This window comes from Agromyces molybdatiresistens (assembly GCF_052748445.2).
Map to the genome: position 1 here is coordinate 2,568,856 of NZ_CM188258.1, position 18,082 is coordinate 2,586,937.

The 18,082-nt window shown below is 74.6% G+C and carries 12 protein-coding genes; 6 read left to right on the plus strand and 6 right to left on the minus strand.

What is annotated here, in order from left to right; genetic code table 11:
• Positions 1-594: 594 nt before the first annotated feature.
• Together ACULK2_RS11775 and nudC are read right to left on the minus strand one after the other, a co-directional pair.
• A complete protein-coding gene (locus ACULK2_RS11775; protein ID WP_445967422.1) occupies positions 595-2,514 on the minus strand; it encodes an ATP-dependent helicase in 1,920 nt (639 codons plus the stop codon).
• Positions 2,466-3,479: an NAD(+) diphosphatase gene (gene nudC / locus ACULK2_RS11780; RefSeq protein WP_445967423.1), complete on the minus strand. Its 1,014-nt coding sequence runs from the start codon at positions 3,477-3,479 to the stop codon at positions 2,466-2,468. Before nudC ends, ACULK2_RS11775 begins: the two co-directional genes overlap by 49 nt.
• Positions 3,480-3,592: 113 nt before the next feature.
• On the opposite strand from nudC, the gene ACULK2_RS11785 reads away from it, so the two are divergent.
• Positions 3,593-4,795 carry a phosphotransferase gene (locus ACULK2_RS11785; protein WP_501044925.1) on the plus strand — a complete coding sequence of 401 codons (1,203 nt, stop codon included), beginning with the start codon at positions 3,593-3,595 and terminating at the stop codon, positions 4,793-4,795.
• A gap of 98 nt (positions 4,796-4,893) precedes the next feature.
• Here the strand turns inward: ACULK2_RS11785 and ACULK2_RS11790 are convergent, their stop codons facing one another.
• On the minus strand, positions 4,894-8,247 hold the full coding sequence (locus ACULK2_RS11790; RefSeq protein WP_445967425.1) for an ATP-dependent helicase: 3,354 nt from the start codon (positions 8,245-8,247) through the stop codon (positions 4,894-4,896).
• Positions 8,244-11,363, minus strand: a complete 3,120-nt coding sequence (locus ACULK2_RS11795; protein WP_445967426.1) for a PD-(D/E)XK nuclease family protein — start codon at positions 11,361-11,363, stop codon at positions 8,244-8,246. The genes ACULK2_RS11790 and ACULK2_RS11795 overlap by 4 nt, the downstream gene beginning before the upstream one ends.
• A 93-nt stretch (positions 11,364-11,456) precedes the next feature.
• Here ACULK2_RS11795 and ACULK2_RS11800 point away from each other — a divergent pair, with 93 nt between their 5' ends.
• Positions 11,457-11,681, plus strand: coding sequence for a DUF3107 domain-containing protein (locus tag ACULK2_RS11800; RefSeq protein WP_445967427.1), 225 nt, complete (start codon positions 11,457-11,459; stop codon positions 11,679-11,681).
• Positions 11,681-11,986, plus strand: a complete 306-nt coding sequence (locus ACULK2_RS11805) for a hypothetical protein (protein WP_445967428.1) — start codon at positions 11,681-11,683, stop codon at positions 11,984-11,986. The genes ACULK2_RS11800 and ACULK2_RS11805 overlap by 1 nt, the downstream gene beginning before the upstream one ends.
• Before the next feature lie 17 nt (positions 11,987-12,003).
• Here the strand turns inward: ACULK2_RS11805 and ACULK2_RS11810 are convergent, their stop codons facing one another.
• Positions 12,004-12,717 (minus strand): ferritin-like fold-containing protein, encoded by a 714-nt coding sequence (locus tag ACULK2_RS11810; protein ID WP_445967429.1) that lies wholly within the window; start codon positions 12,715-12,717, stop codon positions 12,004-12,006.
• Between the two features lie 133 nt (positions 12,718-12,850).
• Here ACULK2_RS11810 and ACULK2_RS11815 point away from each other — a divergent pair, with 133 nt between their 5' ends.
• Positions 12,851-14,362, plus strand: coding sequence for a DEAD/DEAH box helicase (locus ACULK2_RS11815; protein ID WP_445967430.1), 1,512 nt, complete (start codon positions 12,851-12,853; stop codon positions 14,360-14,362).
• An 85-nt stretch (positions 14,363-14,447) separates the two neighbouring features.
• Here the strand turns inward: ACULK2_RS11815 and ACULK2_RS11820 are convergent, their stop codons facing one another.
• Entirely contained in the window at positions 14,448-15,320 is an 873-nt protein-coding gene (locus tag ACULK2_RS11820) for a PHP domain-containing protein (RefSeq protein ID WP_445967431.1), read from the minus strand.
• A gap of 105 nt (positions 15,321-15,425) precedes the next feature.
• Here ACULK2_RS11820 and ACULK2_RS11825 point away from each other — a divergent pair, with 105 nt between their 5' ends.
• Both ACULK2_RS11825 and ACULK2_RS11830 read left to right on the plus strand, forming a co-directional pair.
• Entirely contained in the window at positions 15,426-16,448 is a 1,023-nt protein-coding gene (locus ACULK2_RS11825) for an endonuclease/exonuclease/phosphatase family protein (protein ID WP_445967432.1), read from the plus strand.
• 47 nt (positions 16,449-16,495) lie between these two features.
• The gene (locus ACULK2_RS11830; protein WP_445967433.1) at positions 16,496-18,073 is read left to right on the plus strand and encodes an aminopeptidase P family protein; all 1,578 of its coding nucleotides are present in this window, start codon (positions 16,496-16,498) and stop codon (positions 18,071-18,073) included.
• Positions 18,074-18,082 lie beyond the last annotated feature (9 nt).

An 18,082-nucleotide genomic window follows, 5' to 3' on the forward strand; every position in this document is an offset into this window, starting at 1 on the left:
GCCTGCTGCAGGCGCTCGCCGCGGGCGCGTCGCGCGCCACGCTCCACGTCATCGGCTCGGCCCTCGACGGCGACCCCGCACGCATCGATGCGCTGCTCGACCGGCTCGAGCCCGCCTTCGTCGACGACGACAGCCCCGCGGCGTCCGGCGTCGTCGCCCTCGCCGGGCCCCCGGCGCTCGTCGACGACCTCGGCACCGCGCTCCTCCGCCTCGGGCACCGCCCGGTGGCGGCGGCGGAGGCCGACCCCCAGAAGACGGATGCCGCGGTGCTCGTCGCGGCACGCGTCATGCCGCCGTCGTCCCACCTGCCGTGGCTCGCGGCCGACGTCCCGCATCTCCCCGTCGTGCTCGACGAGCGCGGCGCCGAGGTCGGGCCGTTCGTGCGGCCGGGCCGCGGGCCGTGCGTGCGCTGCCTGCACCTGGCCCGGCGTGATGCGGATGCCGCGTGGCCGGCGATCGCCGCTCAGCTCGCCGTCGCTCCGCCACCGCCGCACCGCGGGCGGGCTCGCCACGAGGCGCTCGCGCTCGCGGCATCCGTCGTCGACGACCTGCTGCGCGCCGGACGGACGGCGCTCGACGCCGCGACCGTCGTGGTCAGCGACGCGCCCGGGCGGGCGCTCCCGCGGCCGGCGCCGGTCGGGATGCACCCGGACTGCGGCTGTCGAGCTCCCGCAGGAAGCGCGACGGCTCCCGTTCGGCTCGGCGACCGGCAGCCCACCTCGCGAAGCTCAGCGTCAGCCGTCGCCGTGCCCGCGTGATGCCGACGTAGAGCAACCGGCGCTCCTCGTCGATCGCGTCGAGCCCGTTCGCGTAGGCGATGGGCAGCATGCCCTCGGCCAGCCCGGGCAGGTGCACCTCGTCCCACTCGAGGCCCTTCGCGGAGTGCAGGGTCGCGATCGTGACCGCGGCGACCGCCGGCTCGTGGTGGGTCTCGGCGCGGGTGCGGAGATCGTCGGCGAACGCGCGGAACGTGGTGCCCGCGGGCTGGTCGTCGACGAGTCGCGCGATCGCGTTGAGCGACTCCCATCGGTCGCGCACCGCGCCCGGGCCGGCCGGCGGCTCCACGGTCCAGCCGAGGGAACGCAGCACGTCGCTCACCGACTTGAACAGCGGCTCGTCGGCGATCGCGAGCGCCGCGGCGCGGATCGCGTGCACCGCCTCGCGCACCTCGGGGCGGTCGAAGAAGCGCTGCGCACCGCGCACCCGCACGGGCACGCCGACGTCGCCGAGCGCCTGCTCGAACAGCGCGGACTGCGAGTTCACGCGGAGGAGCACCGCGATGGTCTCGGGGGGAACACCCGCATCGATGCGCTGCCGGATGCGCGTTGCGACGCCGCGCGCCTCCGCGAGCTCGTCGGGGAACTCGAGCACGACGGGCGCGGGCCCGTGCGGCACGCGGGCGGCCTGTCGGTCGGCCGTGCCGGCCGGCCCGGCCGGCCCGGTGGGCCCGGCGGTCCCGGCGTCGCCGGGCGTCGAGCCCGGCCTCCCGCCCTCAGTGGGTTCCGCGGATGCCGCCGGGTCGCCGCCGTCGGGCGCGGCGGCCTCGAGCCGCAGGGCGCCGGGCCGGCCGCGCATGAGCCGGTTCGCGACCTCGACGATCTCCGGCGTCGACCGGTAGTTGCGCTCGAGTCGGACGATCGTGGCATCCGGGTACCTGCGCTCGAAGCCGAGGAGGAACTCGGCGCTCGCGCCGGCGAAGGAGTAGATGGTCTGGCTCGCGTCGCCGACCACGCACACGTCGCGCCGGCCCCCGAGCCACTGGTCGAGGAGGTGCTCCTGCGCGGGCGAGACGTCCTGGTACTCGTCGATGACGAAGTGGCGGTACGCCTCGCGCACCTGCATCGCGACCGCCGGCTCCGACTCGATCATGCCCGCGGTCGCGAGCAGCACGTCCTCGAAGTCCATCGCGCGGCGCTCGTCCTTGAGCTCCTCGTACGCCTCGACGAGCGCGAGCATCTGCTCGGCGGTGAGCGCGCCGGGCGCGCCGCGGGACGCGAGCCGGACGCGGAAGTCGTCCATGCCGACGAGCCCGACCTTGCGCCATTCGATCTCGGCCGCGACGTCGCGGAGCGTCGCGGTGTCGACCTTCACCCGGCAGCGCTCGGCCGCGAGCCCGAGCAGTCGGCCCTTGAACTCGAGCACGCGCGGCGCGGGGCCGCCGACGACGATGGGCCAGAAGTGGTTCAGCTGGGCGAGCGCCGCCGCATGGAACGTGCGGGCGGCGACGGCACCGGCACCGAGCGCGCGGAGCCGGGTGCGGAGTTCCGCGGCCGCGCGCGAGGTGAAGGTGAGCGCCATGACGCGTGCGGGATCGTACGAGCCGGAGGCCACGCCGTACGCGATGCGATGCGTGATCGCACGCGTCTTGCCCGTGCCGGCGCCGGCGAGCACGCACACGGGGCCGATCAGTGCCTCGGCGGCGACGCGTTGCTCGTCGTCGAGCGCGGTGAGGAGCGGGTCGCCCGTCACGACGTCGACCACGGCATCGACGAGGCGAGCGGTCCGCCGTACCACTCCTCCAGCATCCAGCGCGCGATCGAGGTCTCTCCGGGCAGGGCGACGCGGCCGAGCGCGTCGCGGAGCTCGTCGCGGTCGAACCAGCGGAGTTCGAGGATCTCCTCGCCGTCGGGCACCGGCACGGTCGATGCACCGTGCACGACGCGCGCGCGGTACGCGCACATGAGGCTCGCCGGGAACGGCCACGGCTGCGACCCGAGGTACTCGACCCGGTCGACCGCGAGCCCGGTCTCCTCGACGAGTTCGCGGACGACGGCGGCCTCGAGCGACTCGCCGGGCTCGACGAAGCCGGCCAGCACCGAGAACCGGTCCTGCTCCCACATCGCGTTCGAGCCGAGCAGCACGCGGTCCTCGTCGTCGGTCACGAGCACGATCACGGCCGGGTCGGTGCGCGGGAAACGCAGGCGGTCCTCCTCGAGGCATCGCCGCGCCCAACCCGAGCTCACGACCTCGGTCGGGCTCCCGCATGCGGGGCAGAACCGGTGCGTGGCGTGCCAGTTCGCGAGCGCGACGGCCTCGAGTGCCAGCCCGGCGTCGCGGTCGTCGAGCCCGGTCGCGACCCGCCTGAGCCCGACCCAGCGGGCCTCGTCGGCGATCGACTCGGCAGCGGCCGCCTCGTAGATCCAGGCCTCGATCGGGCTTCCGGCGGGAACGGCCGCCCCCGCGGCATCCGCCCCCGCATCGAGCGTGCGCCCCAGGTAGCACCGCACCTCGGGCTCGGGCAGCATCGACGGATGCCGCAGCTCGAGCCGCGGCGCACGGTCGCCGGCCATGGACTCGGCGAGCAGCACCCGGCCCGAGTGAACGGCGAGCACCCGCGCGTTCGGGTCGGCGTCGAACGCCTCGGCACGACCCTCGAGCGTTCGCGTCACGGCGTCGCGGTCGAGGTGCTCGCGTGCGAGCGGCGGCGGGGTCGCGGCCTGCGATGCGCCGGCCGGGTTCGGCACGTCGGGCTGGAGCACGGTGCACCTCTCGTCGGAGCCGGAGTCGTCGGGAAGGCGTGGCGGTCCCGGGCATGCCGGATGACCTGCTTAGGCTGTGTGCCATGGCCAGACCCCCACTCACTCTAGCCGCGTTGGCCACGGCCGCGGTGGCCGGACTCGAGGTGCGGGCGGCCCGGGCGCACTCCCGCGGAGCGGGCGGGGCGTTCGATGCCGTCGAGCTCCACTCCACCGACGGTCGGCACCTGCTGATCCGCGCACCGCGGTCGCAGACGGCCGAGTCCGAGCAGTCGGCCGACCTCGTCGCGCTGCGGGCGCTCACGCCCGGCATCCGCTCGCGGCTGCCCTTCGCGGTGCCGCAGTTCGTCGGCCAGGCGCCGATCGGCCCGACCCGAGCGGTCGTGACCGAGTTCATCCCCGGAGCGGGGCGCACCGCCGAGGAGCTCACGGGATCACCCGAGCTCGCGGCCGACGTCGGGCGCGCGATCGCCGCCGTCCACGCGCTCCCCTCGGGATTCATCGGCGACGCGGGGCTCCCCCGCCGCACGGCGGCCGGGGCGCGCGAGGCCGCGGTCGCGGTCATCGACCGCGCCTCCGACACCGGCCGGCTGCCGGCTGCGCTCGTGCGCCGCTGGGAAGAGGCGACCGACGATGACACGCTCTGGCGCTTCGCGCCGACCGTCGTGAACGGACAGCTCGGCGCCGACTCGTTCCTCGTCGAGGGCGACCGGGTGACCGGCGTCATCGGCTGGTCGGGCCTCGCCCACGACGACCCCGCTCACGACCTCCACTGGGTCCTCACGTCGACGGGCATGTCGGCCGAGCGCACCCTCGCTGCCTACCTCGAGGCGCGCGCGGGCGGTGCCGACGCGGAGCTCGCCCGCCGGGCACTCCTCTACGGCGAACTCGAGCTCGCCCGCTGGCTCCTGCACGGCATCGACACGCACGACGACGAGGTGATCGAGGATGCCGTGGGGCTCCTCGACGGGCTCGTGGCGAGCGTTCACGACCACTCGTCGGAATCGCTCACGACCGACACCGGCCCGGTGCTCGCGGTGGCCGACGTCGAGCGCATGCTCGACCGGACGCCGCGCGATCACGTCCCCCGCGAGTCGGGCGCGACGATGCTGACCGACAGCTACGACGTCTCCGAGCTGCGTCGGCACGTCGAGGATGGCCGCAACGGCTCGGGCGATGACGAGCGCGACCTCGGCCTGACGGCACCGATCCCGCTCGATCTCAGCGACTGGGGCGACGCGTCGCCGCAGTCGGATGATGCGTCGGCCGATGCCGCGAGGGCCGCCCGGGGAACGGGAACGCACGGGCCGTCCGCGTAGCGAAGGCTGCTCGCGCCTCGTCGGCTGCCCTCGCACGCCCGTCGCGTCTCGTCGGCCGCCTCGGCTCCGCTCCTCCCTCCTCGGGCGCTCCGCGCAGCTCAACCGGGCGAGATCGCCGTGCGCACCTCCTCGGGAACGGCCGAGGTCTCGCCGCCGGCCGCTCCGTCGGCGGTCGACGTGCCCGAGCCGGCGGTGACCCCGGCCCAGGCCCGCCGGAGCGCGGCCTCGTCGTAGAGCTCGTCCGGCCGGAGCACGAGGTCGTCCTCGACGTAGTAGAAGACCGCGTCGATCTGCTCCGGCGCCAGCCCGGACCACCGCGCGTACGCGAGGCGGTACAGCGCGAGCTGCGTCTGCCGCAGCTCGAGTTCGCGGGCGTCGCGCGGGGCGCCGCCCGTCTTCCAGTCGACGACCTGCGCACGGATGCCGCGGCGCCCGAGCTCCGAGCCGGGCTCGACATCGTAGACGGCATCGAGCTTGCAGACGAACACCTGCTCGTCGAGCGGCAGGTGCAGCTCGAGCTCGACGGCGACGGGCCGCAGGTCGCCCCACTCCGACGCGGCGAACGTCGCCCGCAGGCGTTCGAGGCGAGCCTCCACCGGATCGTCGACCGCCGTGTCGGCACCGCGCGCGTCGTCGAGCTCGAAATCCAGCGCATCGAGGTCGGTTGACCCACCGAGGGCGCCCTGCGCGGAGCTCGGCCCCGCAGGGCGAGGTGAGGAACCACCGGAGCGCTCCTCGACCCAGGCGTGGAAGAGCGTGCCGATCCGCGTCGCCCGGTAGGGGCGCTGCGGCATCGGACGGGCGAGTTCGGCCGCGACGGCGTCGGGGTCGTCGACGTAGTCCTTGAACCGCGACGCGGGCACGCGGACGGGCACGCCCGCTCCCCCTCGCGACTCGCCCCGGCGCCGGCGTTCCTCGAGCAGCATCCGCAGCTCGTCCGCGAGCGCCGGGCCGATCCCCGTGCCGGACGGCATCGACGCCGCCTCGCGGACCGCATCCGCGGCGCGCACCACGGCGGGCCGGCGGGCACCGAGCGGGTCGAGCGGCCAGCTCACCCGGGCGGCCTCGGCTGAGCGCGGGTTCTCGGCCTCGACCGGCGTCGAGGGCAGGGCCGCCGCGTCGACGATCCCAGCGACGACGAGTTCGCGCAGGAACGGGCTCGGCGCGCGCGGCGCGCGCTGCGTCGCCCACCACGATCCCGAGAGCAGCAGCTCCGAGCGCGCTCGGGTGAGCCCCACGTAGGCGAGCCGGCGCTCCTCCTCGGCGTGGCGCTCGCGGTTCTCGTCGGCATACGCCCTGACGGCCTCGTCGAACTCGGCCTGGCTCTGCACGCCCCGCCACATCAGCTGGGGGATCTCGTCGGCGTCGCCGCGGAACTCGTCGGGCAGCACGCCGAAGGCGAGCCATCCGCGATTGCTCCGCGGCTTCGACGGAAGCTCGTCGTCGACCATGCGCGGGATCGCGACCACGTCCCACTCGAGCCCCTTCGAACCGTGGATGGAGAGCACCTGCACGGCGCCCGGCTCGGGCTCGTCCTGCCGGGGGCTCAGCCGATCCCGCTGCTCCGCCTCGGTCAGCCAGCCGAGGAACGCGCCGAGCGTCGGCTGCTCGGCGGAGTCGACGAAGCTCGCCACGAGGTCGTCGAACGACTCCAGGCTCGCCGCGCCGAGCGGCTGCGCCGGGTTCGCCGCGACCTCGATGTCCAGCAGGAACTCCTGCTGGACGAGCGACACGAAGTCGACGAGTCCGAGCCCGGCGCGGCGCCGCAGCGACTGCAGCTGCGCGCCCGCACGCCTCATGCGCGAGAGACCCTCCTCGCTCAGCCCGGCGAGCGCGCGATGGTCGTCGGGCGCCGTGAGGACGAAGTCGAGCGCGTCGACGATCGACGGCGACTCGTCGGGGGCGATCGAACCGCGGATGCCGCGGCGCACCTCGTCGGCGAGTCGACGCGTCGACAGGTCGCGGTCGGCCAGCCACTTGCCGAGCACACCGAGCGCGGCGAGGTCGGCCGGCCCGATGCGCCAGCGCGCGCCGCCGAGCAGCCGCAGGAGCTCCGATCCGGCGGTCGGGTCGTGCACGACCCGGAGCGCGCAGACCAGGTCGGCGATGACGGGCTGGTCGAGCAGGCCCGCGACGCCGAGGACGTGCACCGGAACCCCCCGGTCGCGGAGCGCCGTCGCGAAGAGGTCGACGTGGGCGAAGGTCCGGCAGAGGAGCGCGCCGGTCCGCCCGCCGGGTCGCATCCGCTCGGCGAGCCAGTCGGCGACCGACGCCGCCTCCCCGTCGATCGTCTCGGACCAGGACACGTCGAGCCTGCCCGCGCCGGCGAACGGCGACGGCCGCAGCGGTGCCTTCGGGATGCCGCCGTCGAGCGGCGCGATGAGCGCGTTGGCGGCCTCGAGCACCACCACCGGGTTCCGCCAGCTCGTGGAGAGGTCGTACGCGGTCGCCTCGCCCGACTCGGAGAAGTCGCGGCCGAAGCGCGCCAGGTTGGCGGCGCTCGCCCCGCGCCATCCGTAGATCGACTGGTCGGGGTCGCCGACCGCCATGACCGCATGGTCGCGGAACAGCGTCGAGAGCAGGCGCGTCTGGACGACGCTGGTGTCCTGGTACTCGTCGAGGAGGACGGTCGCGTAGCGTTCGCGGTGCTCGTCGGCGACCTCGGGGTGCGCCGTGCAGATCCGGAGCGCGAGCGCCACCTGGTCGGAGAACTCGACGACGCCGCGGCGCTGCTTCTCGGCGGCGTACGCGTCGGCGAGCTCGAGCAGCGGGGGCAGCGCCTCGACGACGCCGAGGGCCGACACGAAGCTGTCGAACGGCGTCCGCTTGCGCGGCGCCTCGATCGGCAGGTCGTGCATGGCGAGGAACTCGCGCGCGAACGCGTGCACGTCGCGGCTGTCGGTCACGTTCTCGGCGAGGGCCCGGCTCAGCGAGAGCACGGCGCCCGTGACCCGATCGAGCGAGGCGTCGAGCTCGACGAGCCGCGGGTCGGCGGCGGCCGACACGATGCCGCGCGCGAGCTGCCATGCGGCCGCCTCGCCGAGGATCGACGCGTCGGGCTCGCGCCCGATGCGCAGTGCGTGCTCGCGGTAGATGGCCCCGGCGAAGGCGTTGTACGTGAAGACCGCCGCCGACTCGAGCGGATCGAGCCGCACGTCGGCGATGCCCTCGGCGACGAGCTGTGCGACGCGCTCGCGCACGCGCTCGGCGAGCTCGCCCGCGGCCTTCCGGGTGAACGTCAGGCCGAGCACCTCGGGCACACCGACGGCGCCGTTGGCGAGCAGCCACACCACCCGGTTCGCCATCGTCTCGGTCTTGCCGCTTCCCGCGCCGGCGACGACGATGCTGCGCCCGCGCGGGTCGGCCTCGATCACCGCGCGCTGCTCGGGCGTCGGCGCGTGCAGGCCCAGCCGGGCGGCGATCTCGTCGGCGCCGATGCGGGCGGCGCTCACGCGCTCACCGCCGGCACGAGGTGGACGCGGTACTGCCAGTCGCCGAATCGCGACCCGTGCGCGAACTCCACGGGCGAGTCGAACCGGGCTCCGGCCATCACGCGGGCCACCTCCTCGAGCCGCGCGCGGAACGCCGCCTCGGCCTCGTCGTCGAACGGCTGCTGCGCGCGCTCGGTGTAGAGCCGGCCGCCGACCGGGCGGGCGACGTAGACGAGCTTCGCGCCGCCGAGGCGGCCCTCGTTCGGCAGTGCGCCGGCGCGCGCAGCGAGCTGGTACGCCGCGAGCTGCGGGTGCTCGGCCGTCTTCGCCGCGGTGGGCGGAGTGCGCCCGGTCTTCAGGTCGACGATCACGGTCGTGCCGTCGGGCGAGGCCTCGACCCGGTCGATGGTGCCCGTGATGCGGACGCGACCGCTGACGAGCGTGAAGCGCCCTTCGGCGCCGAGCACCACCACCCCGTCGTCGCGGGCGTTGCGGAGGTAGTCGGCCGCCCCCTCGGTCATCGCCCGGGCACCGCGTCGTTCGCGCTCGGCGACCCAACCCGCCTCGAATCGCAGGTCGCGCCACCGGCGCTCGACCGACGCCCACAGCGTCTCGACGTCGACGTCACCGGGTCGCTGCGCCGCCTCCTCGACGACCGCGTGGACGATCGTGCCGATCGAGGCGGCGAGCCCCGATGGCGGCTGCGCCACGTGATCGATGAACCAGCCGAGCGGACTCTCCTCCACGCGGTCGATCTGCGACGGCGAGACCGGCACCAGCGCCTCCGGGTCGCCGTCGAGATCGACGAGCGGAGCCGTCGTCGTCGGCTCGGCCATGCCGTACCACTCGTCGGGGTGGGCGCCGGGCACGCCCTGCTCGGCGAGCAGCGCGATCGCCGCCGCGGCCTCCCGGTCGCCCGCGCCGGCATCGCGGCGCAGCGCGCCGACCATGCCGCGCAGGTGCAGCGGTCGGCGACGACGAGACGGAAGGCGCGCCGGCGCGAGGCCCATGAGCACCGAGGGCTGCTCGTCGTCGTTCGACGTGCAGGTCAGCACCACCTGTCGTGCCGCGCGCGAGACCGCGAGTGCGAACAGTCGCAGCTCGTCGGCCCGCACCGCGGCGCGCACCGCGGCGGGCGGCTCGGTCTCGCCGACCGCCCGGCCCGAACGCGCCGCCTCGGCCGCTCGGGCGAGCTCCCCGGCGTGCAGCAGGGTGCCGCGCGGCCGGAGGTTCGGCCAGACGCCGTCCTGCAGGCCCGCCACGACGACGACGTCGAACTGCCGCCCGATGAGCGCCGGCGGGGTCGCCAGCACGACCGCCTCCGACCCTCGCTCGGGCGCCAGCGAGTCCTCGGGCAGCGCGTTCTGGAGCACCTCGTCGACGAACCGCCGAGCCGGCGCCCCAGGCTCGCGCTCGACGAAGCGCCGCGCCGCGGCGAAGAGCGCGACGACCGCGTCGAGCGAGCGATTCGCCTCGTCGGCGAGCACCCCGGAACCCGCGGCCTGCGCCCCCCACTCCGCCTCGAGCCCGCTGTCGTGCCACAGCAGCCAGAGCAGCTCCTCGACCGTGGCGCCGCGCTCGGTCGAGCGTCGCGCCGCATCGAGCAGTCGCGCGAGGCGCGAGGCGCGGCGACCGGACGGCGCGTCGATCGTCGCGAACCCGCCGGCTGCGCCGAGCGCCTCGACGACCAGTTCGTCGGCGCTGCGCACTCCCCCGGACGCGAGCTCCTCGTGGCGCAGGGTCAGGCGGAGCCGACGCAGACCGACCCGATCGAGACGGCCGAGCGGACCGGTCAGCAGCGCGGTCGCGGCCTCGGCATCGAGCGGGCGGAGGTCGAGCACGACGGCGGCTGCCGCGAGGAGCGCCGCCGAGCCGGGAGCGTCGCGGAGCGCCGTCCGCACGATGCCGCCAGAGACGGGCACCTCGGCCGCGGCGAGCGCCCGCGCGAGCGACGGCAGCTCCGAACCCGATCGCGCGACGACGGCCATCGCCGACCACGGGATGCCGTCGAGCAGGTGCCGTTCGCGGAGCAGCCCTGCGATCTGCGCGCCCTCCGCCCCCGGCGAGGCCGCCTCGATGCCGACGACCGCCTCGAGCGGGTCGTCGTCCGTGGCGCCGTCGGCCGGATCGCGGGCGATCCGGGCTGCGCGGTGGCTGCCGCCGAGCGCCGCGCCGATGTGCGCCGTGACCTGGCCCAGGAGCTCGCGGTGCGCCGGCCGGCCGCGGTGCACGACGGGGAGCACGACACGTCGGACCTCGGCTCCGCCGAGCACCTGCCCGAGCGAGCCCAGCAGGTCGGCGCGACCGCCGCGGAACCCGTTGCTCGCGACATCCGGATCGCCGAGGGCCACGATCTCGACCCCGCGCGCAGCGAACGCGCCGAGCAGTCCCGCGGTCGCCTCGGTCGCCTCCTGCGCGTCGTCGACCACGATGAGGCGCAGCCCGGCCAGGGCGCCGAGGGCCAGGGCGTCGTCGGGGTCGTGACGGCTCCGCCGCACGATCGACGCGGCGAACGCGCCGAGCTCGGCCGAGTCGAACTGCGTGGGCCGCAGCTGCTCCTTCACCTCCGCGTACTCGGCGAGGAACGCCGCGGCCGCGCTCCACTCCGGACGCGACGCCGCCTCGCCGAGGTGCGCGAGCTGCTCCGGCCCGATGCCCTGCTCGACGGCGCGCATCAGGAGGTCGCGCAGCTCGGACCGGAACCCGCGCAGTTCGCGGACGTCGGGTGCGAGCGCCTCGGGCCACTCCGGTCCGCCGCCGTCGATCGCCTGCGCCTCGAGCAGCTCGCCGATGACCTGGTCGTGCTCGGCCCCGGTGAGCAGCGTCACCGATCGACCGGTGCGCGCTCGCACGAGGTCGTAGGCGACGGCGCTGGCGGTGCGCGCGAGCGCGCCGCGCGTCGTGCGGTCGAGCCGGATCGCGATCGCGTCGCGCATGGCCGCCGCGGTGCGACGGGTCGCCGACAGCACGAGGACCTCGGCCGGGTCGAGCCCGTGCTCGACCCGGTGCGCGACGAGCTCGATCGCGAGCCGCGTCTTGCCCGACCCCGGTGCCCCGAACACGGCGGAATGGCCGCCCCCCGCGAGCGCCGGCACCGGGTCGACGACGGCGGGTGCGGTGGTCGCGGAGCGGGGCATGCGGCCCACGGTATCCGTGTCCGCCGACAGTGAACGCGTCCGGCCCGCACCCCCGCGTGTCGTAGGGTCGAGTCAACGACAGAAAGGCGCACCGTGGACCTTCGCATCGGCATCCAGAACTCCCCCCGCGAGCTCGGTTTCGACACCTCGCTGACGGCGGCGGAGGTCGAGCAGGCCGTCTCGGCGGCGCTCAGCGGGCAGTCGCCCGTGCTGCGCCTGACCGACTCGAAGGGCACGGTCTACGTGGTGCCCTCCGCCGCCCTCGCGTATGTCGAGATCGGCACGGAGGAGTCGCGCAAGATCGGCTTCGTCGGCTGATGGAGCTCCTCTTCATCACGCTCGGCGGCGCCATCCTCGGCCTCGCGGCGCACTACGCCGCTCCGCGGCGCGAGTTCCGCGGCGTCGTGCTCGTGCCCGCCGTCGGCGCGGCTGTCGCCGCCGTCGTCTGGGTCGCCCTCACGTGGCTCGGCATGGCGTGGGACGGCGGGTGGATCTGGGTGATCGCGCTCGTCGCATCCGGCGCGGCCGCTGCCGCCGTCGCCTGGCTCATCGGCCGGCGGCGCGAAGAGGACGACGCCCGCACGTTCGCCCACCTCGCGAAGTTCGGTCTCGCCCGCGGCTGACGGCCGCCGCCCGCGACTCAGGCCGTGAGGCCGAGCGCGTCCATCCGGCGCGTGTGCGCCGCGATGAGCTCGGTGAAGACCGGCTCGACGTCGGGCCCGTGCTCGCCCGACCCGGCCTGCCGGACCGCCGAGCGCGCGATGAGGAGCGTGTCGCCGACGAGGCTGCGGCCCCACAGCGCGAGCCGGTCGTCGAGCGTCGGGTCGGCCGCGATGGCCTGCTCGAGCTCGCGCTCGATGACCTCGGCCGACCGCGACTCGCCGAGGATGCCGCGCACGCGCGCGCCGACCTCGTGGGGCAGCCCCGCCGCCAGGCGGATGAAGTAGTCGTCGAGCATCCCCGACGTGATGTGGATGCCGAGCAGCAGTTCGTACCAGTCCGCACCGGACGTCGCCTGGCGGAACCGGTCGGCGGCGGGCGCGAACGGCGCCATGACCTCGGCGGGCTCGGCACCGAGGCGTCGCAGTTCGGCGATGAGCTCGTGGTGCTTGCGCAGCGCGACACCGGCCGCGGCGCTCAGCCCCTCCTTCGCGGCGAGGTCGGGGGCGGTGGCGACGGCCTTCGCGAGGCTCTCGAAGAACTCGAGCTGGATGTACGCGGCCTGGCCGAGGAACGGGACCGGCTCGGGCGTGAACTCGGTGAAGTCGATGCGGGTGAGGTCGGTCGGCGCGACCCTCGGCCGCAGCCTCGGGGTCTCCGGGCGGGCACGGCGCGACATCGACCAATTGACCACGAGCACAGCATATCCGGGGCCTCTCAGCGCGCTCGGATAGGCTGGGAGCCGCCGCGGGCGATGGAACCGCGGCCGTGCGCCTGTCGATCGGAGCAGGGCGCACCCGGAATCCGCATCACGGACAGGCAGACATTTGACCACGTTCACCGAACTCGGCATCGCGCCCGACATCGTCGAGGCCCTCGCCGGGAAGGGCATCATCGATGCCTTCCCCATCCAGGAGCAGACCATCCCCCTCGCCCTCACGGGGCAGGACATCATCGGCCAGGCCAAGACCGGCACCGGCAAGACCTTCGGGTTCGGCCTGCCGATCATCCAGCGGCTCGGCGACGACCCCGAGCCCGGAGTCAAGGTGCTCGTCGTGGTCCCCACGCGCGAGCTGTGCGTGCAGGTGACCGAGGACCTCGAGCTCGCCACCTCGAATCGCCCCACCAAGATCGTCTCGATCTACGGCGGCAAGGCCTACGAGGGGCAGATCGAGCAGATCAAGGCCGGCGCCCAGATCGTCGTCGGCACCCCGGGGCGGCTCCTGGACCTCGCCTCGCAGCGCCTGCTCTCGCTCAAGAACGTCACCGAGATGGTGCTCGACGAGGCCGACAAGATGCTCGACCTCGGCTTCCTCGCCGACATCGAGAAGCTGTTCTCGCAGACCCCGCCGACCCGCCACACGATGTTGTTCTCGGCCACCATGCCGGGCCCGATCGTGGCGCTGGCGCGTCGCTTCATGACCCGACCCATCCACATCCGCGCGACCGATCCCGACGAGGGGCTCACGCAGGCGAACATCAAGCACCTCGTCTACCGTGCGCACTCGCTCGACAAGGACGAGGTGATCGCCCGGATCCTGCAGGCCGAGGGCCGCGGCAAGACCGTGATCTTCACGCGCACGAAGCGCGCCGCCGCGAAGCTCGTGGAGGAGCTCAACGACCGCGGCTTCAACGCCGCGGCCGTGCACGGCGACCTGAACCAGGACCAGCGCGAGCGCGCCATGGCCGCGTTCAAGGCCGGCAAGAAGGACGTCCTGATCGCCACGGATGTCGCCGCGCGCGGCATCGACGTCGACGACGTGACGCACGTCATCAACCACACCATCCCCGACGACGACAAGGCGTACCTCCACCGCGCGGGCCGCACGGGCCGCGCCGGCAAGACCGGCATCGCCGTGACCTTCGTCGACTGGGACGACCTGCACAAGTGGGCGCTCATCAACCGCGCGCTCGAGTTCGGCCAGCCCGAGCCCGTCGAGACCTACTCGTCGAGCCCGCACCTGTTCACCGACCTCGACATCCCCGCGGGCACGAAGGGCCGCCTGAAGCCGGCCGCGCCGACCGCTGCGCCGTCGCGGTCCAGCACCGCCGGCCGTCACGAGGGCGATGGGCGGGCGGATGCCTCCGGCGATCGCGGCACGCGCCCGCGCCGTCGTACGCGGGCCGGCAGGCCGGTCGGCGAGGGCGCCGCGGCGACCGAGGCCGTCGCCGGGGGCTCGGACGAGCCGCACGAGAAGGAACCGGGGGCGGGCACGCACGACGGCAGGGGCAAGGAGCACCACGACGGCAACGCGGCCCCGCGCCGCCGGCGCCGCCGCCGCGGCGGCCGCTCGGGCGGCAGCGCCACGGGTGCGCCGTCGACGGCGCCCACCGCCTGACGCGTCGCGTCGCGAGTCGCACGACGACGCGCGAACGGGCCGGATGCCGCGTGGCATCCGGCCCGTTCCGCGTCCGCCGCCCGGCTCAGCCGGCCGGCGGGACCGGCTCGCTCCCCCGGCCCTCGGCGACGATGCGCGCCACGATCTCCGGCGAGGTCGTGTACTGGCCGAGGCGGTTGACCTTGCCGCGCCCGTGGTAGTCGCTCGATCCCGTGATGGCGAGCCCGTGGCGGCCTGCGAGTTCGCGCAGGCGCGGCTTCGCGGCATCCGTGTTCTCGGGGTGGTCGACCTCGAGGCCGAAGAGGCCGGCGTCGGCGAACCTCCCGAGGCGCCGGTCGGGCACGACGTCCTCCGCGCCGCGCGTGCCGGGGTGCGCGAGCACCGGCACGCCGCCCGCGGAGCGGATCAGTCGGATGCCCGTCAGCGGATCGGGCGCGTAGTGCGGCTGCGCGTACCCCGAGCGCCAGTGGAGGATCCCGGCGAACGCGTCGGAACGCGTCGTGGCGTGCCCGCGCGCGACGAGCGCGTCGGCGATGTGCGGGCGGCCGATCGTGGCACCGTCGCTGGTCTGCGCGAGCACGTCGTCCCACGTGAGGTCGTAGTCGGCGGCGATGCGACGCACGATCGCCTCGGCACGGGTGAGGCGGGAGTCGCGGATGCGCGCGGTCTCGGCCAGCAGCGCCGCGTCGGTCGGGTCGATGAGGTAGCCGAGCACGTGCACGCTGGTGAACTGCTCGCGCGTCGACAGCTCGATGCCCGGGATCAGTCCGATGCCGAGCCGACGTGCGGTCTCGATCGCCTCCGGCCAGCCGGCGGTCGAGTCGTGGTCGGTGATCGCGAGCGCCGCGAGGCCGGCAGCGGATGCCGCGGCCACGAGCTCCGCGGGCGCGTCCGTGCCGTCGGAGACCGTGGTGTGCGCGTGCAGGTCAGCTGCGACGGCGAACGGAGCGTCGGCCATGACCCCATCGTAGGCGGGCGCGATCAGCCGGTTCCCCGCGGACTCCCAGCAGACGCCCTGTGGATGCGATGCCCGAGCCGCACGTGCTCGCCTACGCTGGGTCGGGTGCTCCCCCGCATCCTCGGCTGGGCCGTCGTGCTCGGCACCGCAGCGCTCGCGGCGATCCTGCTGTGGCCGCAGGCGTTCGGCCTGCAGAACCAGTGGATCGCGGCGCACGTCGTCGCGCTGCGGGGCGTGGCCGCCGCCGGCGCGGGGCTGCTCGCGGCCCTCCTCGCGATCGGGCTGCTGCTCGGTCCCGGGCGCCGGCTGATCGGCGCGCTCGCCGCCGTCCTCGTGCTGTTCGCCGTGGGCAACCTCGGCATCCTCGCGACCCGCGGCCTCGCCGGGAGCGAGTCCGCAGCGACGTCCGAATCGGTCACGGTCCTCTCGTGGAACACGCTCGGCGAGGTGCCCGACGCATCGACGATCGCGAGCCTCGCACTCGAGCAGGGGGCTGACGTGGTCGCGCTGCCCGAGACGACCGCCCCGCTCGGCGAGGAGGTCGCGATCGCGATGCGCGAGGGCGGCCGGCCGATGTGGGTGCACACGCAGCTCTTCGACGAGATCGCCAAGGCGCGCTCGACGACGATCCTCATCTCTCCCGACCTGGGCGACTACGAGGTCGTGAACGACCCGTGGCCCGGCCCGCCGGGCAACACCAACACGCTGCCGAGCGTCGTCGCCGAACCGGTCGACGGCGACGGCCCCCGGATCGTGGCGGTGCACGCGGTCGCGCCGATCCGGTGGGAGCTGCGCAACTGGCGGAGCGACCTCGACTGGCTCGCCGAGCAGTGCGCGGCCGACGACGTCATCATGGCGGGCGACTTCAACGCCACGGTCGACCACTTCGCCGGGCGCGGCGTCGACGGCGGCGACCTCGGCCGGTGCGCGGATGCCGCGGTCGCCGGCGGCGCGGGCGGGCTCGGCACCTGGCCGACCACGCTTCCGGAGCTCTTCGGCAGCCCCATCGACCACGTGCTCGCGACCCCGTCCTGGGCGGTGGAGTCGTTCCGCGTGCTCGACGCGCTCGACGACTCGGGCAGCGACCACCGTCCGATCGTCGCGACGCTCTCCCGCGCCGGGGGCTGATCCCCCGTCGCTCCCGGCACCGCCGGCCCGGTGCGAGAATGGAGCCCATGACGAACACCGGCGACGCGACCGTGACGGCCCATGAGGCCGCGACCGACGAGACCACCGCAGAGGAGACCGGCCGGAACGCGAACCGTTCGACCACTCCCGAATCGCAGGGCTTCAAGGACTTCATCGGCGGCGGTTGGGCCGAGCGCGACGAGCGCCTGCCCGACGCGCGTCCGCAGGCCGCCCACGCGGCGGCCCGACGTGCGAAGGTCTCCGCCGAGTTCCCCGGCCAGCGGCTCGTGATCCCCGCGGGCGACATGAAGCAGCGCGCGAACGACACCGACTACCCGTTCCGGGCGCACTCCGCCTTCGCGCACCTCACCGGCTGGGGCTCGGACTCCGAGCCCGGCGCGGTGCTCGTGCTGGAGCCGGCCGGCGACGCCGGGCACGAGGCGACCGTCTACTTCCGCGAGCGCGCGGGGCGCGACAGCGAGGAGTTCTACGCCAACCCCGCGATCGGCGAGTTCTGGATCGGACCGCGGCCGTCGCTCGCGCACGTCGCGGCCGACCTGCAGCTCGGCACGCGCGGCATCGCCGACTTCGACGCGGTCGTGAACGCCGTCGACACGGCGACGCTCGTCGTGCGCGAGGCCGACGCCGCGATCACGGAGCGCATCGACCACGCGCGCCTGCGCTTCGCCGCCGAGGAGGCGCTGTCGACCAACGCGTCGGACGCGCCGTTCAGCCTCGAGGTGAACGCCGAGCACGAGCCCGACGCCGAGCTCGCGCGCGTGCTCTCCGAGCTTCGGCTCGTCAAGGACGACTTCGAGGTCGCCGAGCTCCGCGCCGCGGTCGACGCGACCGAGCGCGGCTTCGCCGAGGTGCTCGCCGAGCTGCCCCGGATCACGAGCGAGGTTCGCGGCGAGCGCGTCATCGAGGGCGTGTTCGCCACCCGCGCGCGCCTCGACGGCAACGACGTCGGCTACGCCTCGATCGCCGCGGCAGGCCCGCACGCGACCATCCTGCACTGGACGCGCAACGACGGTCCGGTCGTGCCCGGCGACCTCGTGCTGCTCGATGCGGGCGTGGAGATGGACAGCTACTACACGGCCGACATCACGCGGACGTTCCCGGTGAACGGCACCTTCTCGCCCGTGCAGCGCCAGGTGTACGAGGCCGTGCTCGAGGCCGCGGATGCCGCGTTCCGCATCGTGCGACCCGGCATCGTCTTCCGCGAGATCCACGCCGCCGCGATGGAGGTCATCGCGAAGCGCACCGCCGAGTGGGGATTCCTCCCCGTCTCGGCCGAGGAGTCGCTGCAGCCCGAGAACCAGTTCCACCGCCGGTACATGGTGCACGGCACGAGCCACCACCTCGGCCTCGACGTGCACGACTGCGCGCAGGCGCGTCGCTCGATGTACATGGACGGCGTGCTCGAAGCGGGCATGGTCTTCACGATCGAGCCGGGCCTCTACTTCCAGGCCGACGACCTCACGGTACCCGAGGAGTTCCGAGGCATCGGTGTTCGCATCGAGGACGACATCCTCGTCACCGCCGACGGCGCCGAGAACCTCTCCGCCGGCATCCCGCGCACGGCCGATGAGGTCGAGGCCTGGGTCCGCGGCGCACACCGCTGAGCCGAGGGC

Bases quoted from the DNA above. Each gene is read 5' to 3' on its own strand.
- ACULK2_RS11820 (WP_445967431.1), bottom strand. From the start codon at position 15,320: ATGGCCGACGCTCCGTTCGCCGTCGCAGCTGACCTGCACGCGCACACC.
- ACULK2_RS11830 (WP_445967433.1), top strand. From the start codon at position 16,496: ATGACGAACACCGGCGACGCGACCGTGACGGCCCATGAGGCCGCGACC.
- ACULK2_RS11805 (WP_445967428.1), top strand. From the start codon at position 11,681: ATGGAGCTCCTCTTCATCACGCTCGGCGGCGCCATCCTCGGCCTCGCG.
- ACULK2_RS11795 (WP_445967426.1), bottom strand. From the start codon at position 11,363: ATGCCCCGCTCCGCGACCACCGCACCCGCCGTCGTCGACCCGGTGCCG.